The sequence below is a fragment of the Leclercia tamurae genome (genome assembly GCF_025566055.1).
Lineage (GTDB): Bacteria > Pseudomonadota > Gammaproteobacteria > Enterobacterales > Enterobacteriaceae > Enterobacter > Enterobacter tamurae.
In genome coordinates this window covers 279,492-301,402 of the sequence record NZ_JAMHKS010000075.1, presented here as the reverse complement: position 1 = coordinate 301,402, position 21,911 = coordinate 279,492, and the positions used below count along the sequence as shown (strand labels likewise).

The 21,911-nt window shown below is 57.0% G+C and carries 15 protein-coding genes; 8 read left to right on the top strand and 7 right to left on the bottom strand.

The features are described from left to right. Positions 1–9: 9 nt before the first annotated feature. Positions 10–2,853, bottom strand: a complete 2,844-nt coding sequence (rcsC, locus tag M8318_RS15985; protein ID WP_262663496.1) for a two-component system sensor histidine kinase RcsC — start codon at positions 2,851–2,853, stop codon at positions 10–12. A 143-nt stretch (positions 2,854–2,996) separates the two neighbouring features. Beyond that, positions 2,997–5,633 (bottom strand): DNA topoisomerase (ATP-hydrolyzing) subunit A, encoded by a 2,637-nt coding sequence (gene gyrA / locus M8318_RS15980; protein WP_262663495.1) that lies wholly within the window; start codon positions 5,631–5,633, stop codon positions 2,997–2,999. A 132-nt stretch (positions 5,634–5,765) separates the two neighbouring features. Between gyrA and ubiG the strand changes: the two genes are divergently transcribed. The 4 genes from ubiG to yfaE all read left to right on the top strand — a co-directional run bounded on the left by ubiG (position 5,766) and on the right by yfaE (position 10,580). Then, positions 5,766–6,494, top strand: coding sequence for a bifunctional 2-polyprenyl-6-hydroxyphenol methylase/3-demethylubiquinol 3-O-methyltransferase UbiG (gene ubiG, locus M8318_RS15975; RefSeq protein WP_262663494.1), 729 nt, complete (start codon positions 5,766–5,768; stop codon positions 6,492–6,494). A gap of 334 nt (positions 6,495–6,828) precedes the next feature. Beyond that, complete coding sequence (gene nrdA / locus M8318_RS15970; RefSeq protein ID WP_261644378.1) at positions 6,829–9,114, top strand: class 1a ribonucleoside-diphosphate reductase subunit alpha; 2,286 nt, start codon at positions 6,829–6,831, stop codon at positions 9,112–9,114. An 81-nt stretch (positions 9,115–9,195) separates the two neighbouring features. Next, a complete protein-coding gene (gene nrdB, locus M8318_RS15965; RefSeq protein WP_262663493.1) occupies positions 9,196–10,326 on the top strand; it encodes a class Ia ribonucleoside-diphosphate reductase subunit beta in 1,131 nt (376 codons plus the stop codon). Then, on the top strand, positions 10,326–10,580 hold the full coding sequence (yfaE, locus tag M8318_RS15960) for a class I ribonucleotide reductase maintenance protein YfaE (RefSeq protein ID WP_106995402.1): 255 nt from the start codon (positions 10,326–10,328) through the stop codon (positions 10,578–10,580). Before nrdB ends, yfaE begins: the two co-directional genes overlap by 1 nt. A 23-nt stretch (positions 10,581–10,603) precedes the next feature. Here the strand turns inward: yfaE and glpQ are convergent, their stop codons facing one another. Next, the gene (gene glpQ, locus M8318_RS15955) at positions 10,604–11,656 is read right to left on the bottom strand and encodes a glycerophosphodiester phosphodiesterase (protein ID WP_262663492.1); all 1,053 of its coding nucleotides are present in this window, start codon (positions 11,654–11,656) and stop codon (positions 10,604–10,606) included. A gap of 11 nt (positions 11,657–11,667) precedes the next feature. Then, a complete protein-coding gene (gene glpT, locus M8318_RS15950; RefSeq protein ID WP_262663491.1) occupies positions 11,668–13,020 on the bottom strand; it encodes a glycerol-3-phosphate transporter in 1,353 nt (450 codons plus the stop codon). A 256-nt stretch (positions 13,021–13,276) separates the two neighbouring features. Here glpT and glpA point away from each other — a divergent pair, with 256 nt between their 5' ends. The 3 genes from glpA to glpC are packed head-to-tail and all read left to right on the top strand — an operon-like array spanning position 13,277 to position 17,299. Continuing rightward, a complete protein-coding gene (gene glpA / locus M8318_RS15945) occupies positions 13,277–14,905 on the top strand; it encodes an anaerobic glycerol-3-phosphate dehydrogenase subunit A (RefSeq protein ID WP_262663490.1) in 1,629 nt (542 codons plus the stop codon). After that, complete coding sequence (glpB, locus tag M8318_RS15940; RefSeq protein WP_262663489.1) at positions 14,895–16,112, top strand: glycerol-3-phosphate dehydrogenase subunit GlpB; 1,218 nt, start codon at positions 14,895–14,897, stop codon at positions 16,110–16,112. Before glpA ends, glpB begins: the two co-directional genes overlap by 11 nt. Next, positions 16,109–17,299 carry an anaerobic glycerol-3-phosphate dehydrogenase subunit GlpC gene (gene glpC / locus M8318_RS15935; protein ID WP_262663488.1) on the top strand — a complete coding sequence of 397 codons (1,191 nt, stop codon included), beginning with the start codon at positions 16,109–16,111 and terminating at the stop codon, positions 17,297–17,299. The genes glpB and glpC overlap by 4 nt, the downstream gene beginning before the upstream one ends. 31 nt (positions 17,300–17,330) lie before the next feature. On the opposite strand, the gene M8318_RS15930 is transcribed toward glpC, so the two are convergent. Then, positions 17,331–18,530: a nicotinamide mononucleotide deamidase-related protein YfaY gene (locus tag M8318_RS15930; RefSeq protein WP_262663487.1), complete on the bottom strand. Its 1,200-nt coding sequence runs from the start codon at positions 18,528–18,530 to the stop codon at positions 17,331–17,333. Between the two features lie 93 nt (positions 18,531–18,623). Beyond that, entirely contained in the window at positions 18,624–19,166 is a 543-nt protein-coding gene (locus tag M8318_RS15925) for a YfaZ family protein (protein WP_262663486.1), read from the bottom strand. A 270-nt stretch (positions 19,167–19,436) separates the two neighbouring features. Here M8318_RS15925 and M8318_RS15920 point away from each other — a divergent pair, with 270 nt between their 5' ends. Continuing rightward, complete coding sequence (locus M8318_RS15920; RefSeq protein WP_262663485.1) at positions 19,437–20,885, top strand: catalase; 1,449 nt, start codon at positions 19,437–19,439, stop codon at positions 20,883–20,885. Positions 20,886–20,926: 41 nt separating this feature from the next. On the opposite strand, the gene M8318_RS15915 is transcribed toward M8318_RS15920, so the two are convergent. Beyond that, a complete protein-coding gene (locus M8318_RS15915; protein ID WP_262663484.1) occupies positions 20,927–21,871 on the bottom strand; it encodes an Rpn family recombination-promoting nuclease/putative transposase in 945 nt (314 codons plus the stop codon). Positions 21,872–21,911 lie beyond the last annotated feature (40 nt).

Genomic DNA, 21,911 nt, shown 5'->3' with positions numbered 1-21,911 from the left:
GGCTTTTTTTTATACTCGCGTCTTCCTCACCCGCTCCGCGTACACTGACAGCGTCTGTTTCAACACGTCCAGCGTCACCGGCTTGGAAAGACAGCTATCCATCCCCGACTCCAGACAACGCTGCTTCTCTTCTGCCAGCGCGTTGGCGGTGACACCTACCACCGGCAGCGTCAGGCCCAGCTGGCGAATACGCTGGGTGAGGCGATAGCCATCCATGTTCGGCATGTTCACGTCGCTCAGGACGATGTCGATATGGTTTTTACTCAACACGTTCAGCGCATCCACGCCATCGTTCGCGGTTTTACACTGATAGCCCAGCGAGCCCAGCTGGTCGGCCAGCAGACGGCGGTTAATCGGATGGTCATCCACCACCAGGATCATCATGTCCTCGTTCAGCGACTGCGCTGATTCCGGTGACGGCAGCGCTGCCGAGCCATCGCCTGCGTCCATCTCGATACGATAGATGCGCGCCAGCAGCGCAATCAGCTCGTGCGGCGAGGCCACGCTGTTCACCCACTCGCCATGGGCACGCTCCTGAGCAATACCGATATGGCGACGACAGAAGATCACCGCCGCTTTGCCCTGCCACGGCTGCGTCAGCTCATCGTCGGTGAGGAGTATGTCTTCCGCGTCCGGCGTTTGTCCGGTGTAGCGCGCCACGCGAATGCCGTGCGGCGTCAGCAGGGACTCCAGGTAGGCATACAGCGAGGCATTGTTGACCGCCAGCCAGCAGCGCTTATCACTTAATCCATCCACCACGATAGTCGTAGACTGCGCGGCATAGAGCGGAATACGGATGGTGAACTGGCTGCCCATACCCGGCTCGGTATCCACCGAGATATCGCCGTCCATCATGCTGATCAGTTTTTCACAAATCGCCAGACCCAGCCCGGTGCCCTGGAAGTTACGCTGCACCCCCGTCCCCACCTGGAAGAACGGATCGAATAGTTTAACCACCTCTTTGGCCGGAATACCCACCCCGGTGTCGCGCACGCGGATGCTCAGATAGTCCCCTGCCCTGGAGACATGCATTACGATGCAGCCCATATCGGTGAACTTAATGGCGTTGCTGAGCAGGTTGGAGATCACCTGCTGCAGGCGCATCGGATCGCCCTCCAGCGATACCGGCACGTCCGGCTCAATAAAGCAGTACAGCCCCAGCTGTTTACGCACCACCAGCGGCAGATAGTTGGCGCTGATATGGTTCATCACCTCGCGCGGCGAGAATTCACGCGGTTCAATTTTCAGCTGTTCGGACTCAATTTTGGAGAAGTCGAGAATATCGCTGATGATTTTCAACAGCAGACTGGAGGAGTTGTTCATCGCCGTCACCAGACGGTCAACGCCCCGGGGCAGCTCTTTGGTCTGCAGCAGATCGAGGTTACCGATAATTCCGTACAGCGGGGTGCGCAGCTCGTGGCTGACGGTGGCGAGGAACATTGATTTAGACTGGCTGGCCTGTTCAGCCGACTGGGCCATATCCTGCAACGACTCTTCCATTTTGACGCGCGCGGAGACATCCACCAGCACGCAGATGGCGACGTTCTCATTGCGATAGCGCGAGTGCACAAAGCTGATCTGCAGGTTAGTGTTGTTGCTGGTCAGCACGTCGACGAAGTTGACCTGCTGCCCGCAAATGATCTGCGTCAGCCGCTGCCGGTCCTCGTGAGTCAGCATATTCAGATAGTTATGCGCCAGCTCGTTACTGAGGATATTGGTACCGTCCAGGGTACGCAGAATACAGATCCCCACTGGCGCAGAGGCGACAATCTTGCGGTTGAACTGCTCATGCTCTTCGAGGCGCTGGGCGTCGATCTCCGCCGGAATAAAGATTTTGCGTTCGTACATCCGCGCCAGCGTAAACAGCGCAATTCCCACCAGCACGTTCAGCAGCACCGAATTGAGGATCAGCATACGGATACGCTCCAGTACCAGATCCACCGGAACGGAATAGACGATGCTCAGGGACGATGGCGGCAGGCTGTTTTTCAGCACCAGATCGCGGAAACCGGAGGTATAACCAAACCACGAACGCTCCTGCATCCAGCGAGGGTCAACCTTGAGCCGGGTTTCCGGCCCCGCCAGCGAGATCAGGGAGTGGCCATTTTCATCAAGAATCGTCACGCCCATCGGCAGGTTGCCGGGGGTGAAAAAGTTCTCCATGCGGATAGTCTGTTCAGTGCCGAGCATCGCCTGCAGGCGGTTGGCCAGATAGACCGGCGTCATGGCGTAAAAGTACCCTACCCCGGGACGCGGGCCCTGGCTTATCCAGAACAGATTGTTGCCGCGCTCATCCTGCGGCGCATTGCGGTATTTCATGATCCGCTCGTGCAGGCTTTTCAGGGCGTTATCACGATCCATCGGCACGTCGCGCAGGCCAAAGTTGGCCATACAGAGGTTTTCGCTGCCAATCAAAAAGACCCGGTTCAGATCGTAAGCTGCCGAGAAGTTATCGCGCCAGTAGCGCATAAACCAGGCCAGCGACTCCAGTGACCCGCGCCATGCCGGGCCCATCGCAGAGCAATCAGAATCGGGAAACAGCGGCTCAAAGCTGGGCACCTCGGTTTTGCTGTCGCGCCCGCGGGTGGCCAGCACGCCGTTTTCCGCTGTCAGACGGTTCTCGGCGATGTACTTGAGCTCCTTCATGACGTCTGCGGTGCGCTGAATGTAGCGCTGGGACTGTTCGTAGCTGAGATTAAATTCCTGACGGATTTCCGACTCCTTCTGGTGCAGCGCGTTGACGATGTAAAACACCGAAAACAGGGCGATCAACACCCAGATCAGGAGCGCCAGCGCCCGAAACAGATAGCGAGAAACTTTCAGCGTGGTTCGAAAGGAGACGAGGTATTTCAAGGGGGCGAGGCTCCGCCATCAGGGTCAAAAGGAATGGGCTTAAGGTAGCGGTAAACGCGCGCGGTCGCAATGTTCGGTTGTCTGCAATTGCGTGTGCTACAAAAGAAAAGGGCCGGAAACCGGCCCTTTATCGTCAGGAGACGTTACTCTTCAGCATCATCCGCTGCATCGTCGTCGGTGTCCGCTTCCGGTGCGATCTCATCGTCACCTTCTGCGACGCTGCCGTCGATGGAGTCGAGCTCTTCGTCATCCACCGGCTCAGCGACGCGCTGCAGACCCACTACGTTTTCATCTTCCGCAGTACGGATGAGGATAACGCCCTGGGTGTTACGGCCCACCACGCTGATCTCAGACACACGGGTACGCACCAGCGTACCGGCATCGGTGATCATCATGATCTGGTCGGCATCATCAACCTGGACCGCGCCAACAACGGAGCCGTTACGCTCGGTCACTTTGATCGAGATAACGCCCTGAGTGCCGCGGGACTTGGTTGGATACTCGTTCTGGGCGGTACGTTTACCGTAGCCGTTCTGCGTGACGGTCAGGATTGCGCCTTCGCCACGTGGAACAATCAGGGAGACCACGCGGTCTTCGCCCGCCAGTTTGATGCCGCGAACGCCGGTCGCGGTACGACCCATGGCGCGCACTGCGCTCTCTTTAAAGCGCACCACTTTACCGGCGGCAGAGAACAGCATCACTTCGTCGGAACCGGAGGTCAGATCCACACCAATCAGTTCGTCGCCTTCGTTCAGGTTGACGGCGATAATGCCGGCAGAACGTGGACGGCTGAACTCGGTCAGAGCGGTCTTCTTCACCGTACCGCTGGCGGTCGCCATAAAGACGTTCACGCCCTCTTCGTACTCACGTACCGGCAGGATTGCGGTAATACGTTCGTTCGCTTCCAGCGGCAGCAGGTTAACGATCGGACGACCACGCGCGCCACGGCTCGCTTCCGGCAGCTGATAAACCTTCATCCAGTACAGACGACCCCGGCTGGAGAAGCAGAGGATGGTGTCATGGGTGTTGGCCACCAGCAGGCGGTCGATAAAGTCTTCTTCTTTAATACGTGCTGCAGATTTGCCTTTACCACCACGACGTTGTGCTTCGTAGTCGGTCAGCGGCTGATATTTCACATAGCCCTGATGAGACAGGGTGACCACCACGTCTTCGCGGTTGATCAGATCTTCAATGTTGATATCAGAACTGTTGGCGGTGATTTCAGTGCGACGCTCATCGCCGAACTGATCGCGGGCCAGCTCCAGCTCTTCACGGATCACTTCCATCAGGCGATCGGCGCTGCCAAGGATATGCAGCAGCTCGGCAATCTGTTCCAGCAGCTCTTTGTACTCGTCGAGCAGTTTTTCGTGCTCAAGGCCGGTCAGTTTCTGCAGACGCAGATCCAGAATCGCCTGAGCCTGCTGTTCGGTCAGATAATACTGGCCATCGCGTACGCCAAACTCTGGCTCCAGCCACTCCGGACGCGCAGCGTCATCGCCCGCACGTTCCAGCATCGCAGAGACATTCCCCAGCGCCCATGGCTGAGCCACTAAGCCCGCTTTCGCTTCGGCAGGGGTTGGGGCACGACGAATCAGCTCGATGATCGGATCGATGTTCGCCAGCGCAACCGCCAGGGCTTCAAGGATGTGTGCACGATCGCGAGCTTTACGCAGTTCGAAAATGGTACGGCGGGTCACCACTTCACGGCGGTGACGGACGAACGCGCTCAGGATATCTTTCAGGTTCATGATCTTCGGCTGACCATGGTGCAGCGCAACCATGTTGATGCCGAAGGAGACCTGAAGCTGCGTCAGGGAGTAGAGGTTGTTAAGAACCACTTCCCCTACCGCGTCACGTTTGATCTCAATGACGACGCGCATGCCATCTTTATCAGACTCATCACGCAGCGCGCTGATACCTTCAATTCGCTTCTCTTTAACCAGCTCGGCAATCTTCTCGATCAGGCGCGCTTTGTTCACCTGATACGGAATTTCGTGGACGATAATGGTCTCACGGCCGGTTTTGGCATCGGCTTCCACTTCAGCGCGGGCACGAATATAGATCTTGCCGCGACCGGTACGGTACGCTTCTTCAATGCCGCGACGGCCATTAATGATGGCGGCGGTCGGGAAGTCCGGACCCGGGATGTGTTCCATCAGCCCTTCAACGCTGATCTCTTCATCGTCGATATAGGCCAGGCAGCCGTTGATCACTTCCGTGATGTTGTGCGGTGGAATGTTGGTCGCCATACCTACGGCGATACCGGAAGAACCGTTTACCAGCAGGTTAGGGATCTTGGTTGGCATCACATCCGGAATGCGCTCGGTGCCGTCGTAGTTATCAACGAAGTCAACGGTCTCTTTTTCCAGATCGGCCATCAGTTCATGAGCGATTTTCGACATACGGATTTCCGTATAACGCATCGCCGCGGCGGAGTCGCCGTCGACTGAACCGAAGTTACCCTGACCATCAACCAGCATGTAACGCAATGAGAATGGCTGCGCCATACGGACGATGGTGTCATAAACTGCTGTATCACCATGCGGGTGATATTTACCGATTACGTCACCAACGACACGGGCAGATTTTTTGTAGGCTTTATTCCAGTCATTGCCCAATACGTTCATGGCGTATAGTACGCGACGGTGTACCGGCTTAAGTCCATCGCGGACATCCGGCAGCGCACGGCCAACAATGACCGACATCGCATAATCCAGATAGGAGCTCTTCAGCTCTTCCTCGATGTTAACCGGTGTAATTTCTCTCGCAAGGTCGCTCATCTAACCGCTATCCCTCTACTGTATCCCGGATTCAAAGGTCGGAAATTATAACACACCCGCTTAGGTTTAAACTAATTTGCTTTGTTATCCTGATATACTTCCTCGTCTTTAAATTACGGAGTAAAAGCGTCCATGAATGCGGAAAAATCCCCGGTGGCTCCCAACGTTGACCAAGAAGAGATCGCCAAATTCGAAGCCGTCGCCTCGCGCTGGTGGGATCTTGAAGGTGAGTTTAAACCCCTGCACCGCATTAACCCCCTGCGTCTGGGCTATATCGCAGAGCGTTCCGGCGGCCTGTTCGGTAAAAAAGTGCTCGATGTCGGCTGCGGCGGCGGCATCCTGGCAGAGAGCATGGCGCGCGAAGGCGCTACCGTGACCGGCCTGGATATGGGCTTCGAGCCGCTACAGGTGGCGCGACTGCATGCGCTGGAAAGCGGCGTGCAGGTGGAGTACGTGCAGGAAACCGTCGAAGAGCACGCGGCGAAACATGCCCATCAGTATGACGTCGTCACCTGCATGGAGATGCTGGAGCACGTTCCCGACCCGCAATCGGTGGTAAACGCCTGTGCGGCACTGGTGAAACCGGGCGGCCAGGTGTTCTTCTCCACCATCAACCGCAACGGCAAGGCGTGGCTGATGGCAGTAGTCGGCGCGGAATACGTGCTGCGGATGGTGCCAAAAGGCACGCACGACGTGAAAAAATTCATCAAACCCGCCGAATTGCTGGGCTGGGTCGATGGCACCTGGCTGAAAGAGCAGCACATCACCGGGCTGCATTACAATCCCCTGACCGACAAGTTCAAACTGGCGCCGGGCGTGGACGTTAACTACATGCTCCATACCACTGCAAAAAAAGAGTAAGGTTAGCCACTCTTTTTCTGATGAATGCGCAACCCTCCGTTGCGCATTTTTGACTACCCGTTGAAGAAATCAGCAGTCGATCAAATTTTCATTTTTTTTTCTACATTATTGACATGACGTCCAGGCCTTACGGTACGAGGACTTACGCTTTTTTACTCTTTCACAACCTGAATTTAACCTCAAAATCAACTCTTGTGCTGAAAAGAATCCTTACTAGAATACTCACCATCTTGCGTTATGCTTAACGCACAACCCCTACATATAGTATTTATCCACAGAGGTCTGTGGATAAGCGGGGGATATTTTCTTTTTTCACGGACAGGTAAAAACCCACATGAATCAGAGTCTGCTGGTGACAAAGCGCGACGGTGCTACCGAGCGTATCAATCTGGACAAAATCCATCGTGTTCTCGACTGGGCAGCAGAAGGACTGAACAACGTATCCATTTCTCAGGTGGAACTGCGATCTCACATCCAGTTCTATGACGGCATCAAAACGTCTGATATCCACGAAACCATTATCAAAGCTGCGGCGGATCTGATCTCCCGCGAAGCACCGGATTATCAGTACCTCGCTGCCCGTCTGGCCATTTTCCACCTGCGTAAAAAAGCCTACGGCCAGTTTGAGCCGCCAGCGTTGTTCGATCATGTGGTGAAGATGGTAGAGCTGGGCAAATACGACACGCATCTGCTGGAAGACTACACGGAAGAAGAGTTCAAGCAGATGGACGGGTTTATCGATCACTGGCGTGATATGAACTTCTCCTACGCTGCGGTGAAGCAACTGGAAGGTAAATACCTGGTCCAGAACCGTGTGACCGGCGAAATCTACGAGAGCGCCCAGTTCCTCTACATTCTGGTCGCCGCCTGCCTGTTCTCTGGCTATCCGCGTGATACCCGTCTGGAATACGTGAAGCGTTTCTACGATGCGGTTTCGACGTTCAAAATTTCTCTGCCGACGCCGATCATGTCCGGTGTGCGCACCCCAACCCGCCAGTTCAGCTCCTGCGTGCTGATCGAGTGCGGCGACAGCCTGGACTCTATTAACGCCACCTCCAGCGCCATTGTGAAATACGTTTCCCAGCGCGCCGGTATCGGCATCAACGCCGGTCGCATTCGTGCCCTGGGTAGCCCAATTCGCGGCGGTGAAGCGTTCCACACCGGCTGTATCCCGTTCTACAAACACTTCCAGACCGCGGTGAAATCCTGTTCCCAGGGCGGCGTGCGCGGTGGTGCAGCGACCCTGTTCTACCCGATGTGGCATCTGGAAGTTGAAAGCCTGCTGGTCCTGAAAAACAACCGTGGCGTGGAAGGCAACCGCGTGCGTCACATGGACTACGGCGTACAGATCAACAAGCTGATGTACACCCGTCTGCTGAAAGGTGGCGACATCACCCTGTTCAGCCCGTCCGACGTCCCGGGCCTGTACGACGCTTTCTTTGCCGATCAGGATGAGTTCGAGCGCCTGTACGTTAAGTACGAGCAGGACGACAGCATTCGTAAGCAGCGCGTGAAGGCGGTTGAACTGTTCTCCCTGATGATGCAGGAGCGCGCCTCGACTGGCCGTATCTACATCCAGAACGTTGACCACTGCAACACCCACAGCCCGTTCGATCCGGTCGTTGCCCCAGTGCGCCAGTCCAACCTGTGCCTGGAGATCGCCCTGCCGACCAAACCGCTGGAAGATGTGAACGACGAAAACGGCGAGATCGCCCTGTGTACGCTCTCCGCGTTCAACCTGGGTGCGATTAATAGCCTCGACGAGCTGGAAGAGCTGGCAGTGCTGGCGGTCCGTGCCCTGGATGCGCTGCTGGATTATCAGGATTACCCAATCCCGGCGGCCAAACGTGGTGCGATGGGTCGTCGTACCCTCGGCATCGGTGTGATCAACTATGCCTACTGGCTGGCGAAAAACGGTAAACGTTATTCCGACGGCAGCGCCAACAATCTGACGCACCAGACCTTCGAAGCCATTCAGTATTACCTGCTGAAAGCCTCTAACGATCTGGCCATCGAGCAAGGCGCCTGCCCGTGGTTCAACGAAACCACCTACGCCAAAGGCATTTTGCCGATCGACACCTACAAGAAAGACCTGGACGCGATCGCCAACGAGCCGCTGCATCTTGACTGGGAAGCCCTTCGCGAATCCATCAAGACTCACGGCCTGCGTAACTCCACGCTCTCTGCCCTGATGCCGTCCGAGACCTCCTCGCAGATCTCCAACGCCACCAACGGCATCGAGCCGCCGCGCGGCCACGTCAGCATTAAAGCGTCGAAAGACGGGATCCTGCGCCAGGTGGTGCCGGACTACGAGCTGCTGAAAAACAACTACGAGCTGCTGTGGGAAATGCCAAATAACGACGGCTACCTGCAGCTGGTGGGCATCATGCAGAAGTTTATCGACCAGTCGATCTCTGCGAACACCAACTACGATCCATCACGCTTCCCGTCCGGGAAAGTGCCGATGCAGCAGCTGCTGAAAGACCTGCTTACCGCCTATAAATTTGGCGTGAAGACCCTGTACTATCAAAACACCCGTGACGGTGCGGAAGATGCGCAGGACGATCTGGCCCCGTCCATTCAGGATGATGGCTGCGAAAGCGGCGCATGTAAGATTTAATGTAAATGCCGGGTGGCGCTACGCTTACCCGGCCTACGATTTTGTTTGCCCGATCTACAAAATCTCTCACAGGACACACTCATGGCATACACCACCTTTTCACAGACGAAAAACGACCAGCTCAAAGAGCCGATGTTCTTCGGCCAGCCGGTCAACGTGGCACGCTACGATCAGCAAAAATATGACATCTTCGAAAAGCTGATTGAAAAGCAACTCTCCTTCTTCTGGCGTCCGGAAGAAGTTGACGTTTCCCGCGATCGCATCGACTTCCAGGCGCTGCCGGAGCATGAAAAGCACATCTTCCTCAGCAACCTCAAGTACCAGACGCTGCTGGACTCCATTCAGGGACGTAGCCCGAACGTGGCGCTGCTGCCGCTGATCTCGATCCCGGAGCTGGAAACCTGGGTCGAGACCTGGGCGTTTTCCGAGACGATCCACTCCCGCTCCTACACTCATATCATCCGTAACATCGTCAACGATCCGGCGATTGTGTTCGATGATATCGTCACCAACGATCAGATCCTCAAGCGTGCGCAGGGCATTGCTCACTACTATGATGACCTGATCGAGATGACCAGCTACTGGCATCTGCTGGGTGAAGGCACGCATACCGTGAACGGCAAAACCGTCACCGTGAATCTGCGTGAACTGAAGAAGACACTCTATCTGTGCCTGATGAGCGTTAATGCGCTGGAAGCGATCCGTTTCTACGTCAGCTTCGCCTGCTCCTTCGCCTTCGCAGAACGCGAGCTGATGGAAGGCAACGCCAAAATCATCCGCCTGATCGCCCGGGATGAAGCCCTGCACCTGACCGGCACCCAGCATATGCTGAACCTGCTGCGCAGCGGCGTGGACGATCCTGAGATGGCCGAGATTGCTGAAGAGTGCAAGCAGGCGAGCTATGACCTGTTTGTTCAGGCAGCACAGCAGGAGAAAGAGTGGGCGGAATACCTGTTCCAGGGCGGATCCATGATCGGCCTGAACAAAGATATTCTTTGCCAGTACGTGGAGTACATCACTAACATCCGCATGCAGGCGGTGGGTCTTGACCTGCCGTTCCAGACCCGCTCCAACCCGATCCCGTGGATCAACACCTGGCTGGTGTCTGATAACGTCCAGGTGGCACCGCAGGAAGTGGAAGTGAGCTCCTACCTGGTCGGTCAGATTGACTCCGAGGTCAACACCGACGATCTGAGCGACTTCCAGCTCTAATGAGCCGCGTGACGCTTCGTCTGACTGGCACAGAACTCCTGTGCCAGGAAGAACACCCTTCCCTGCTCATTGCGCTGGAATCCCACCGGATTGCAGTTGAATACCAGTGCCGTGAAGGCTACTGCGGCTCCTGCCGCTGCCGCCTGGTGACCGGTCAGGTCGACTGGATCACCGAACCGCTGGCCTTCATCAACGAAGGGGAAATTTTGCCCTGCTGCTGTAGGGCAAAAGGCGATATTGAGATCGAGATGTAAAAAAGGGCCTTGCGGCCCTTTTTTTATTTTAAGAACGTCACCGCTTTATCCGGGAAATCTGTAAACAATCCGTCCACACCCGCCTGGTTGTACAACACCTCATAAAGCTGATTCACATCCGTCGCATATTCCGGCAGCTGGTCCGCACGCACCGTATAAGGATGGACCTGCATCTTGCTGGCATGCGCCTCTTTCACCATCGCCGTCAGCTTCACGTGCCCCGGCGTGGAACCCTCTGCCACCAGCATGTGGTAATCCGGCCCGATGCCGTCGGCATACTGCGCAATCTGCTTCATCGCACCCGGTTTGAACATCCAGTCGTAGCTGTAGTTTATCCACTTGCCGTCCGGCTGCTTCTCCTGGGTTTCATTCCAGTCGGTGTAAGCAATCAGCTGCACCAGATTGAGATCCATCCCCAACTTCGGCTCCAGCTCGGTTTTGATGCGCTTCAGCTCAGCGGCGTCAAAACACTGCAGATACACTTTGTCCTTCTTGCTGGTGTAACCGTACTGTTTCAGTACCGCCAGCGTTTTCGCGGCAATGTCTTTCCCTTCCTGGTGGTGGAACCACGGCGCTTTGATTTCCGGATAGATACCGATATTTTTACCGGTTGAGTGGTTCAGCCCCTGAACAAACTCGATCTCTTCCTGAAAGGTATGGATGCGGAAGTCAGATTTGCCCATCGGGAAACGTCCCGGATAGACCTGCACCTTCTTGCCATTTTCAATCTCGAAACCTTCGGTAAACTTCAGGGAACGGATCTCCGCCAGGGTAAAATCAATGGCGTAGAACCGGCCATCCTGCCGCGCACGGTCCGGGAAACGCTCCGCCACGTCCGTCACGCGGTCAAGATAGTGGTCATGCAGGACGACCAGCTGGTCGTCCTTCGTCATCACCAGATCCTGCTCCAGATAATCCGCGCCCTGTGCATAGGCCATCGCTTTCGCCGGCAGCGTATGCTCCGGCAGATAGCCGCTGGCGCCGCGATGGGCGATAACGATTTTATCCGCCGCCAGCGCGGACCCGGTCATCAGGCCCGCCAGCAGCAGTCCGGTTGTTAAGTGAGATAATTTCATGGCAATGTTCCTTATTGACGACGTGCCAGCACTTCCGCGTGATGACGTTTCTCACCGATCATCACGACAATCAGCAGCAGTACCGCCAGTACGCTACCGCCGATCATCACCATAAAGCCGCCGTCCCAGCCGAAGAAGTCAACGGTATAGCCCACGATGGCGCTCGCCGCGACCGACCCGCCCAGGTAGCCGAACAGACCGGTAAAGCCTGCCGCCGTGCCTGCCGCTTTTTTCGGTGCCAGTTCCAGGGCATGCAGACCGATCAGCATAACCGGACCATAAATCAGGAAGCCGATGACGATCATGCAGGCCATATCCACGCCCGGGTTGCCTGGCGGGTTGAGCCAGTACACGACGGTGGCGATGGTCACCAGGGTCATAAAGAAGACACCCGTCGCACCGCGGTTACCTTTAAACACCTTGTCCGACATCCAGCCGCAAATCAGCGTGCCCGGGATCCCGGCATATTCATACAGGAAGTAGGCCCAGGAGGATTTATCCAGCGTGAAGTGCTTCACCTCTTTCAGGTAGGTCGGGGACCAGTCCAGAATGCCGTAGCGCAGCAGATAAACGAACACGTTCGCCACTGCGATGTACCACAGCAGTTTGTTGGGCAGCACGTACTTCATGAAGATCTGTTTTGCCGTCAGCTCTTCTTCGTGCTTCTCACTGTAATCATCCGGATAGTCATTTTTGTACTCTTCAATCGGCGGCAGGCCGCAGGACTGTGGCGTATCGCGCATCAGCGCGAAAGCAATAATCGCCACCACGATCGCGCCAAAAGCTGGCATGTACAGTGCGGCTTTCCAGTCGTTGAACCAGGCCATCCCCAGCAGGAACAGCAGAGGCGGAAGACCGCCCCCCACGTTATGCGCGCAGTTCCACACCGACACGATCCCGCCACGCTCTTTCTGCGACCACCAGTGCACCATGGTACGTCCGCATGGCGGCCATCCCATCCCCTGGAACCAGCCGCAGAGGAACAGCAGGACGAACATGACGGCAATGCTGGAGGTTGCCCACGGCACAAAGCCCATAAACAGCATGACCGCTGCCGCCAGGATCAGGCCGGCAGGCAGGAAGACCCGCGGATTCGAGCGATCGGACACTGAACCCATAATGAATTTGGAAAAACCGTAGGCGATAGAGATCCCTGACAGCGCGAACCCCAGATCGCCACGAGAAAAGCCCTGCTCCACCAGATACGGCATGGCAAGCGCAAAGTTTTTACGCACAAGGTAATACGCCGCATACCCGAAGAAGATCCCCAGGAAGATTTGCCAACGCAGACGGCGGTATAGCGGATCAATTTCTGCCTCTGGCAGACGCGCCCGATGTGGCGCAGGTTTGAAGATACTGAGCATGACAGCCTCCGTGGCCAGGTATTGAATTTACAGGGGCTTAACTGCCCCCGACTCCAGCGAGGCCGCGATGTTAAGAAATCTCAGTGATTGTTACTGTGAATCAACGCACAGATTGTTACAGAAATATGACAGAATGCGCAAAAAGGCGCATGAAATCACATTTCGCTTTCGAATATTGATCGTTTGTGCTCGAAATCAAACAAACCATAGTTTTAGTGTGGCTAAATGATAAAAAAACGAACACAAAGGGATGACAATGACCATTCACGATCCTCAGTTCAGCGATGTGATAATCATTGGCGGTGGCGCTACCGGCGCCGGGATCGCACGCGATTGCGCCCTTCGCGGCTTAAGCGTCACGCTTCTGGAGCGCCATGATATTGCGACAGGCGCAACCGGGCGTAACCACGGCCTGCTGCATAGCGGCGCGCGGTATGCGGTCACCGACGGTGAATCCGCGCGCGAATGTATTGCTGAAAACCATATCCTCAGGCGTATAGCCCGCCACTGCATTGAACCGACAGACGGTCTTTTTATCACCCTTCCCGAAGACGATCTCGCCTTTCAGGACACCTTTATCACCGCCTGTAATGCAGCTGGCATTCAGGCTGAGGCCATGGACCCGGCGCTGGCACGACGGCTGGAACCCTCGGTTAACCCGGCGCTTACCGGTGCGGTGAAAGTCCCTGACGGCACCGTCGATCCGTTCCGCCTGACCGCCGCCAATATGCTGGACGCCCGCGAGCATGGCGCGCGTATCCTCACCGGGCACGACGTGACCGGGCTTATCCGGGAAGGTAATCGCATCTGCGGCGTGCGGGTGTTTAACACGCACTACAACGAACACGGCGAGCTGTATGCCGCCGTCGTGGTCAACGCGGCGGGGATCTGGGGGCAGCGCATTGCGGAATACGCCGACCTGTCGGTGCGCATGTTCCCGGCGAAAGGATCGCTGCTGATCCTCGACCACCGCATCAATAGCCACGTGATCAACCGCTGCCGCCCCCCCTCTGACGCCGATATCCTCGTCCCGGGCGATACTATTTCGTTAATGGGTACCACCTCAACCCACGTGGACTACAGCGAGATTGATTACAACCGCGTGACCGCCGAAGAGGTCGACATCCTGCTACGCGAAGGGGAAAAACTGGCACCGGTGATGGCGCAGACGCGTATTCTGCGCGCCTACGCGGGCGTGCGTCCGCTGGTTGCCAGCGACAACGATCCGAGCGGACGTAACGTCAGCCGTGGCATTGTGCTGCTCGACCATGCCGCGCGTGATGGTCTGGACGGGTTTATCACTATCACCGGTGGCAAGCTGATGACCTACCGTCTGATGGCCGAGTGGGCAACGGATGCCGTCTGCCGCAAGCTGGGCAATACTCAATCGTGCGTGACGGCAGAACAGCCTCTGCCCGGATCGCGGCAGTCCACTGAGAAGACGCTACAAAAAATCATCTCCCTCCCTGCCCCCCTGCGTGGTTCGGCCATCTATCGCCATGGCGACAGAACGCCGGTCTGGCTGGGTGAAGGGCGGCTTAGCCGCAGCCTGGTATGCGAGTGTGAAGCCGTTACCGCCGGGGAAGTGCAGTACGCGGTGGAGAATCTGACGGTCAATAGCCTGCTCGACCTCCGCCGCCGCACCCGCGTCGGAATGGGGACCTGCCAGGGCGAGCTCTGCGCCTGCCGTGCCGCAGGGCTATTGCAACGTTTTCATACCACGACCGCCACCCAGTCGCTCGATCAGCTCAGCGCGTTTTTAAACGAGCGCTGGAAAGGCATTCAGCCTGTCGCATGGGGAGATGCCCTGCGTGAAAGCGAGTTTACCCGCTGGGTCTACCTGGGGCTTTGCGGTCTTGAAAAGGAGCAGCACGATGAAATTTGATACCGTGATTGTCGGCGGCGGATTGGCAGGTCTGCTCTGTGGCATCAAACTCACCAGGCAGGGGCTGCGTTGCGCCATTATCACCCGGGGCCAGAGCGCCCTGCACTTCTCGTCGGGCTCGCTGGATCTGATAGACGAAGCGTACCGCGATCAACTGCCGGCAGAACATCCTTATCACCTGATCGGCGCGCAGCATATTGACCGCTTTGCGCTGGAAGCCGAAGCGCTACTGGCGGACTGCGGCGCACGCCTGAAGGGAAGCGCCAGGCAAAATCATCAGCGCGTCACACCGCTCGGCACCCTGCGCTCCGCCTGGCTCAGTCCGGAGGAGGTGCCCGTTGCCCCGTTCAACGCCGCGCGCGTGCGGGTCGTGGGTATCAGCGGTTTTCTGGATTTTCAGCCCCATCTCGCGGCGGCGTCACTTTGCCGTCAGGGGGTTAATGCCGAAACGGCAGAGATAGAGCTGCCCGAGCTGGATGTCCTGCGCGACAACCCAAGCGAGTTTCGCGCGGTGAATATCTCCCGCTTCCTTGATAACGAAGATAAATGGCCACTGCTGTATGACGCGCTCAGGCCGCTCGGCGAAAGCTGTGACGCGCTGTTGATGCCCGCCTGCTTTGGCTTAAGCGACAACCGCCTCTGGCACTGGCTCTCAGATCGTCTGCCCTGCACCCTCGGTCTGCTGCCAACGCTGCCCCCTTCCGTACCCGGCATTCGCCTGCATACCCAGCTGCAGCGCAAATTTGTTGCGCAGGGTGGCGTCTGTATGGCGGGGGATGAGGTGAAGAAAATGACGCTGTCGGACGGCGCGGTAAGCGAAATCTGGACGCGCAACCAAGATGATATTCCGCTTCGAGCCCGCTATACGGTGCTGGCAAGCGGCAGTTTCTTCAGTAACGGACTGCTGAGCAGCCGGGAGGGCATCCGGGAAGCCATTATGGGGCTGGATGTCCGGCAAAGCGCCTCCCGCGCGGACTGGTATCAGAGTGATTTCTTCTCGCCGCAGCCCTGGCAACAGTTCGGCGTGATTGTCGATAACCAGCTACACCCGCAGATTTCCGGTAAGCCCGTCAGTAATCTCTTTGCCATCGGCTCGCTGCTGGGCGGATACGATCCTGTCGCCCAGGGATGCGGTGGCGGCGTCTGCGCCGTGACGGCGCTGTATGTGGCAGAGCAGATTAGCCAGCGCACAGAGGCCGAACAATGAACGATACCCGTTTTGAAAGCTGCATCAAATGCACGGTGTGTACCACCGTCTGTCCGGTCAGCGGCGTAAATCCGCGCTATCCTGGGCCGAAACAGGCCGGACCGGACGGCGAGCGTCTGCGCCTGAAGGACGGCAAGCTGTATGACGAGGCGCTGAAATACTGTATCAACTGCAAACGCTGCGAGGTGGCCTGTCCGTCCGATGTTAAAATAGGCGATATCATCCAGCGCGCCCGGGCGCGCTACAGCACACAAAAACCGTCCTTGCGGGACGCCATTCTGAGCCACACCGATCTGATGGGCAGCCTGTCGACGCCATTTGCCCCGCTGGTGAATGCCGCGACCTCTCTCAAACCGGTGCGCCAGCTGCTGGATGCCACGCTGAAGATAGATCATCACCGCAGCCTGCCAAAATATTCTCACGGCACTTTCCGCCGCTGGTACAAGTCCGTCGCGGCGGAGCAGGCGAAGTTTGCCGACCAGGTGGCCTTTTTCCACGGCTGCTATGTGAATTACAACCACCCGCAGCTGGGTAAAGATCTGCTGAAGGTGCTGAATGCCATGGGAACAGGCGTTCAGCTACTGAACAAGGAGAAGTGCTGCGGCGTACCGCTGATTGCCAACGGGTTTACCGATAAAGCGCGCAGGCAGGCCAAAAGCAACGTCGCGTCGCTGAGTGAAGCCATTGTCGACAAGGGTATTCCGGTGCTGGCGACCTCGTCCACCTGCACCTTCACTCTGCGCGACGAGTACCCGCATCTGCTGGACGTGGATAATAGTGGGTTGCGCGAGCATATCGAGCTGGCGACGCGTTTCCTGTGGCGCAAACTGGATAGCGGGCAGACGTTGCCGCTGGGGAAATTGCCCCTGAAAGTGGTGTATCACACACCCTGTCATATGGAGAAAATGGGCTGGTCGCTCTATACGCTTGAACTGCTGCGGTTAATTCCGGGCCTTGAGCTAACGGTGCTGGATTCGCGCTGCTGCGGGATTGCAGGAACCTACGGCTTCAAGCGAGAAAATTACGAAACGTCACAGGCGATTGGCGCCCCGCTGTTCCGCCAGATTGAAGAGAGCGGCGCGGATATCGTGGTGACCGACTGCGAAACCTGCAAGTGGCAGATTGAGATGTCCACCAGCAAGCGCTGTGAACATCCGATTACCCTGCTGGCGAAGGCGCTGGGCTGAACAGCGCCGGGGAAAGGCCCCGGCACAGGTTTTACTCAACGAACAGCGATTCGACGACGTTGATCCAGCCATGCTCGCTGGCCACCGGCTTGCCGTTCAACCAGCGGCGCAGCATGTTCAGCGCCATCATGGCGCAGACCTCCTGACGAACGGCCAGGCTGTAGCGCGTTGTGCTCATTTTCACCCGCAGGGCGTGGGTGCCTTCCGGGGTAGCCAGGGCAAAGTTGAGATGATCCTCTTCCGCACCCGACACCGCCAGTGCCAGACCGGCAAAATGCTTCACACGCCGCTCGGCCACCCAGTGGGCAGTTTGCGCCAGGGTCTCCTCCTGAGAAGGCACCACCTCGCTGGCCAGCAGTGGAGCGCTTACCCGGGAGAGCTGTAACGCCAGCAGACCACCGGTAAATTGCTCGCTGAGGGTCAGGCTCAGCTGGCGGGCCTGCAGGTCACGGGCGATTTGCGCCGGGAGCCCTTCGGTGCCTTCAAAGATCAGGTTCTCACCCGCCACGCGCTGCACCTCAGGCCACAGGGCCAGCATTGCGGCCTTCTCGGTTGCCGGGCCGGTTAATTTCAGTTCGATAATTGGCATCGAGGAGCGATAGCCCATGGTCACGCCTGGCGGCAACGTCAGATGATCGAGGCTCTGGGCCAGGTCACTCTCCGAACGGCCAAAGGTGGTGAGACGCAAACAGATTGGCGGTTCCGGTAAGGTAAAACGTTGACGCAGACGCGGCAGGATCTCTTTTTCCACCATCACCTTAAATTCAGACGGGACGCCGGGGGTGAAGAACATCAGGCAGCGATTAAGCTGAACGGCAAAGCCGCAGGCGGTGCCGACCGGGTTATCAACCAGCTCCGCGCTGGCGGGAATTTCTGCCTGCTTGCGGTTGCTGGGAGCCATCACCCTGCCGCGATCGCTGAAGAACCGCTCCATATGGCTGAGCCACTCGGTGTGCAGCACCAGCGCTTCGCCTTTCGCCGTGGCGGCAGCCAACGCACTCAAATCGTCGCTGGTAGGGCCGAGGCCACCGTTTACAATCAGCACATCCGCCTGTTCGCTACGCTCTCGCAGAACGTTGACCAGCGCCTCCAGCGAGTCGCCCACCGTGTTACGCCGCGTTAACGGTAATCCCTGCTCAAAGAAAATATCCGCCAGCCAGGCCGCATTGGTATCAGTGATTTGTCCATGCAGCACTTCATCGCCAGTGGACAGCATCTCCACGTTTATCATTGTGTTCTCCCGCATTTGTGGTGAAAACACTATAACGCAATCGGCTGTGGGGGGAAGAGAGAAACAGGCGCGGCAGAACGCCGCGCCTGAGGATCAGAAGCCTGCGCTCACGCCCACGTACGGGCCATCGGCAATGGCGTTGTCACGGTTGCCGTCTTTGCCCGCCAGATTCAGGTAACGGTAGCCCGCCTCAATGGTGATCGGGCGCATGATGGTCCAGCGCGCACCGGCATTGGCCTCTTCGTAGCTATCGATACCGCTGGAGAGGGAGTCCGGGGAGTAGTAATACTCGCCAAACAGACCAAAGCTGTTGCCAATTTTCCACTGCAGGCCGCCGCCTACCGCTGCCGCATAGCCTTCATCGCTCTCTTTCGGGTTGGTGTAGATGCCTTTCCCGCCCACAGTGGCGAGGAACGGACCGAGAGGCACGTTCAGGCCCAGGCCGACGCTGGCCACGTCACCCTCATCGTCGTTATTGGTCCAGTTGCCGGTCGCGAACAGGCCCGACGTTTCCGTGCCAAAACCGACGCCAACGTTGGTGTAGTCCTCACCGGCCTGGCCGCTGATGGAGATTGCGTTTGCTGCCGCAGAAACGAACATCAGGCCGCCAAGGCCCAGTAATGCCACTTTTTTCATTGTCGTGATCCCGCACAATTATTGAGATAAATTCCAAAAACGCGTGATTTTAACGTGAGTCGGCCGGCGATCAACGCTAAGGTGATGTAATAAAAAAATTAGATTGTAACGAGTTGATACTTACAGGTTTTAACAATGTTAAATTCTGAGAAACACTTTACGCCCGATTAGGTTGCGTCCGATCAATACCTGCCCTGACTAACTTCTTTAGATTATCTTTCGCTCAAAACGGAAATTTACCGACTAATACTCACACATCAGGGAGAAAATATGAGCAAGAAAGGTTTAACCACGGCCTCCGGCTGCCCCGTCGTCCACAACAACAACGTTGCCACCGCAGGCCCACGCGGACCGATGCTGCTGCAGGATGTCTGGTTCCTGGAAAAACTGGCGCACTTCGACCGGGAAGTGATCCCGGAACGTCGGATGCACGCCAAAGGTTCCGGCGCCTACGGCACCTTTACCGTGACCCAGGATATCACCGCCTTTAGCCGGGCGAAGCTGTTCTCCGCCGTCGGTAAAAAAACCGATCTCTTTGTGCGCTTCTCTACCGTTGCCGGTGAACGCGGTGCCGCCGATGCGGAACGCGATATCCGCGGCTTCTCCATCAAGTTTTACACCGAAGAAGGCAACTGGGATCTGGTCGGTAATAACACCCCCATTTTTTACCTGCGCGATCCGCTGAAGTTCCCGGATCTCAACCACGTGGTAAAACGCGATCCGCGTACCAACTTGCGTAATCCGACCTACAAATGGGATTTCTTCTCTCAACTGCCGGAAACGCTGCACCAGCTGACCATTGACTTCAGCGATCGCGGCCTGCCACGCTCCTATCGCACCATGCACGGCTTCGGCAGCCACGCGTTCAGCTTTATTAACCACAACAACGAACGCTTCTGGGTGAAATTCCACCTCAAGTCCCAGCAGGGTATTGCTAACCTGATGGACGATGAAGCCAAACGACTGGTCGCAGAAGATCGCGAAAGTTCCCAGCGCGATCTCTTTACCTCCATCGAAAAAGGCGACTTCCCGCGCTGGACGTTTTACGTGCAGATCATGCCGGAAAGCGATGCCGCGAAGGTGCCTTATAATCCGTTCGATCTGACCAAAGTCTGGCCGCACGGCGACTATCCGCTGATGGAAGTGGGTGTGCTGGAGCTGAACCGTAACCCGGATAACTACTTTGCGGAAGTTGAGCAGGTGGCGATGTCCCCTGCTAACGTGGTCCCGGGGATTAGCTTCTCACCGGATCGCATGCTGCAGGGTCGCCTGTTCTCCTACGGCGATGCCCACCGCTACCGTTTAGGCGTTAACCATCATCAGATTCCGGTGAATGCCCCACGCTGCCCGTTCCATAACTACCATCGCGACGGTGCGATGCGTGTGGATGGCAACAGCGGCAACGGTGCCACCTATGAGCCAAACAGCTTTGGTGTCTTCCAGGAACAGCCGGACTTCAGCGAGCCACCGCTGTCGCTTGAGGGTGCCGCCGATCACTGGAATCATCGTGAGGATACCGACTACTTCAGCCAGCCGCGCAAGCTGTTTGAGCTGCTGAGCCCGGAAGAGCATCAGCGGATGTTTGACCGTATCGCCGGGGATATGCGGGATGTGCCGGCATTTATTCAGGCGCGCCAGATTGCTCTGTTCAGTGAAGTTCATCCGCACTACGGGGCGGGTGTCCAGGCAGCGCTGATGCGTTTAGCCGAAGAGAAGTAAAAACAGAACGGGAGCCCAGGCTCCCGTTTTTTGTTGCAGGATTAATGTCTGGCCTGCTCGACAATCTCGGGTGCCAGCCCGGTCAGTTGGCTGACGGTCTCAGGCGGCAGGCCCTTTTCCAGCATCACCTTCGCGATGCGAAGCGCCTCCTGTTCGATACCTTCCGCTCTGCCCTCCGCTCTGCCCTGACTCAGCCCCTGATTTAATCCCTGGGCCATGCCCTCTTCCCGGAGATATTGCGCAATATTCATTAACGTCTCCTTATGCTGATGATCCTTTGTTCTGTCTGCTAATGCCTGCAAAAACGCTGCGGGATCGGCGGTATGACCGGCCTTGAGAAGATAGTTGAGCAACGTTTTGAGCTGGGCGTTGCCAGTGTATCCCAGCGCCAGCAGCCTGACCAGTTGCTCATGGAGTTCCAGCATGTCCCGTTGTCGGACATGCTTTTGCAGCAGTTCCAGCATCGCAATCCGGCGGTGTTGCATGATGCTTTCATCGGGCAGGCAGGTGATGTCAATCAGGGGAAAGGGCCCTGTGTAGAGGGATTCGGCCTGCTCAGGCACCTGAAAGCCGTCGAGCCAGCGCAGCGACCAGGGATAAGGCGAAATCCGGCCATGATAAAACAGCAGCGGGATCACCAGCGGCAGTTCACGATGCCCTCTGTCGAGATGCCGTTGCATGGCGGCAATCGCGTAACGCATCAGGCGAAAGGCCATATGCCGATCCGGGGAGCTTTGATGCTCGATCAGCACATAAATATACCCCTCGCCGGAAGTGGTCTTAACGGACCAGAGGAGATCGGCATAGCTGAGGCGAAGATCCTCTTCGACAAAGCTGCCCGACTCCAGCCGCAACGACGATAAATCACAGAGCGCGCGTAGTTTTTCAGGTAAGTGAATCGCTAAAAAATCACGCGCCGTCTCTGGCTGCGACAGAATATGACGAAACACCGCATCATGCGGCGTAGGTGTTGATGGGCTGTGCATATTTTCCCTTGCGCCAGTTCCTTTCGCCGGAAAATAGCAC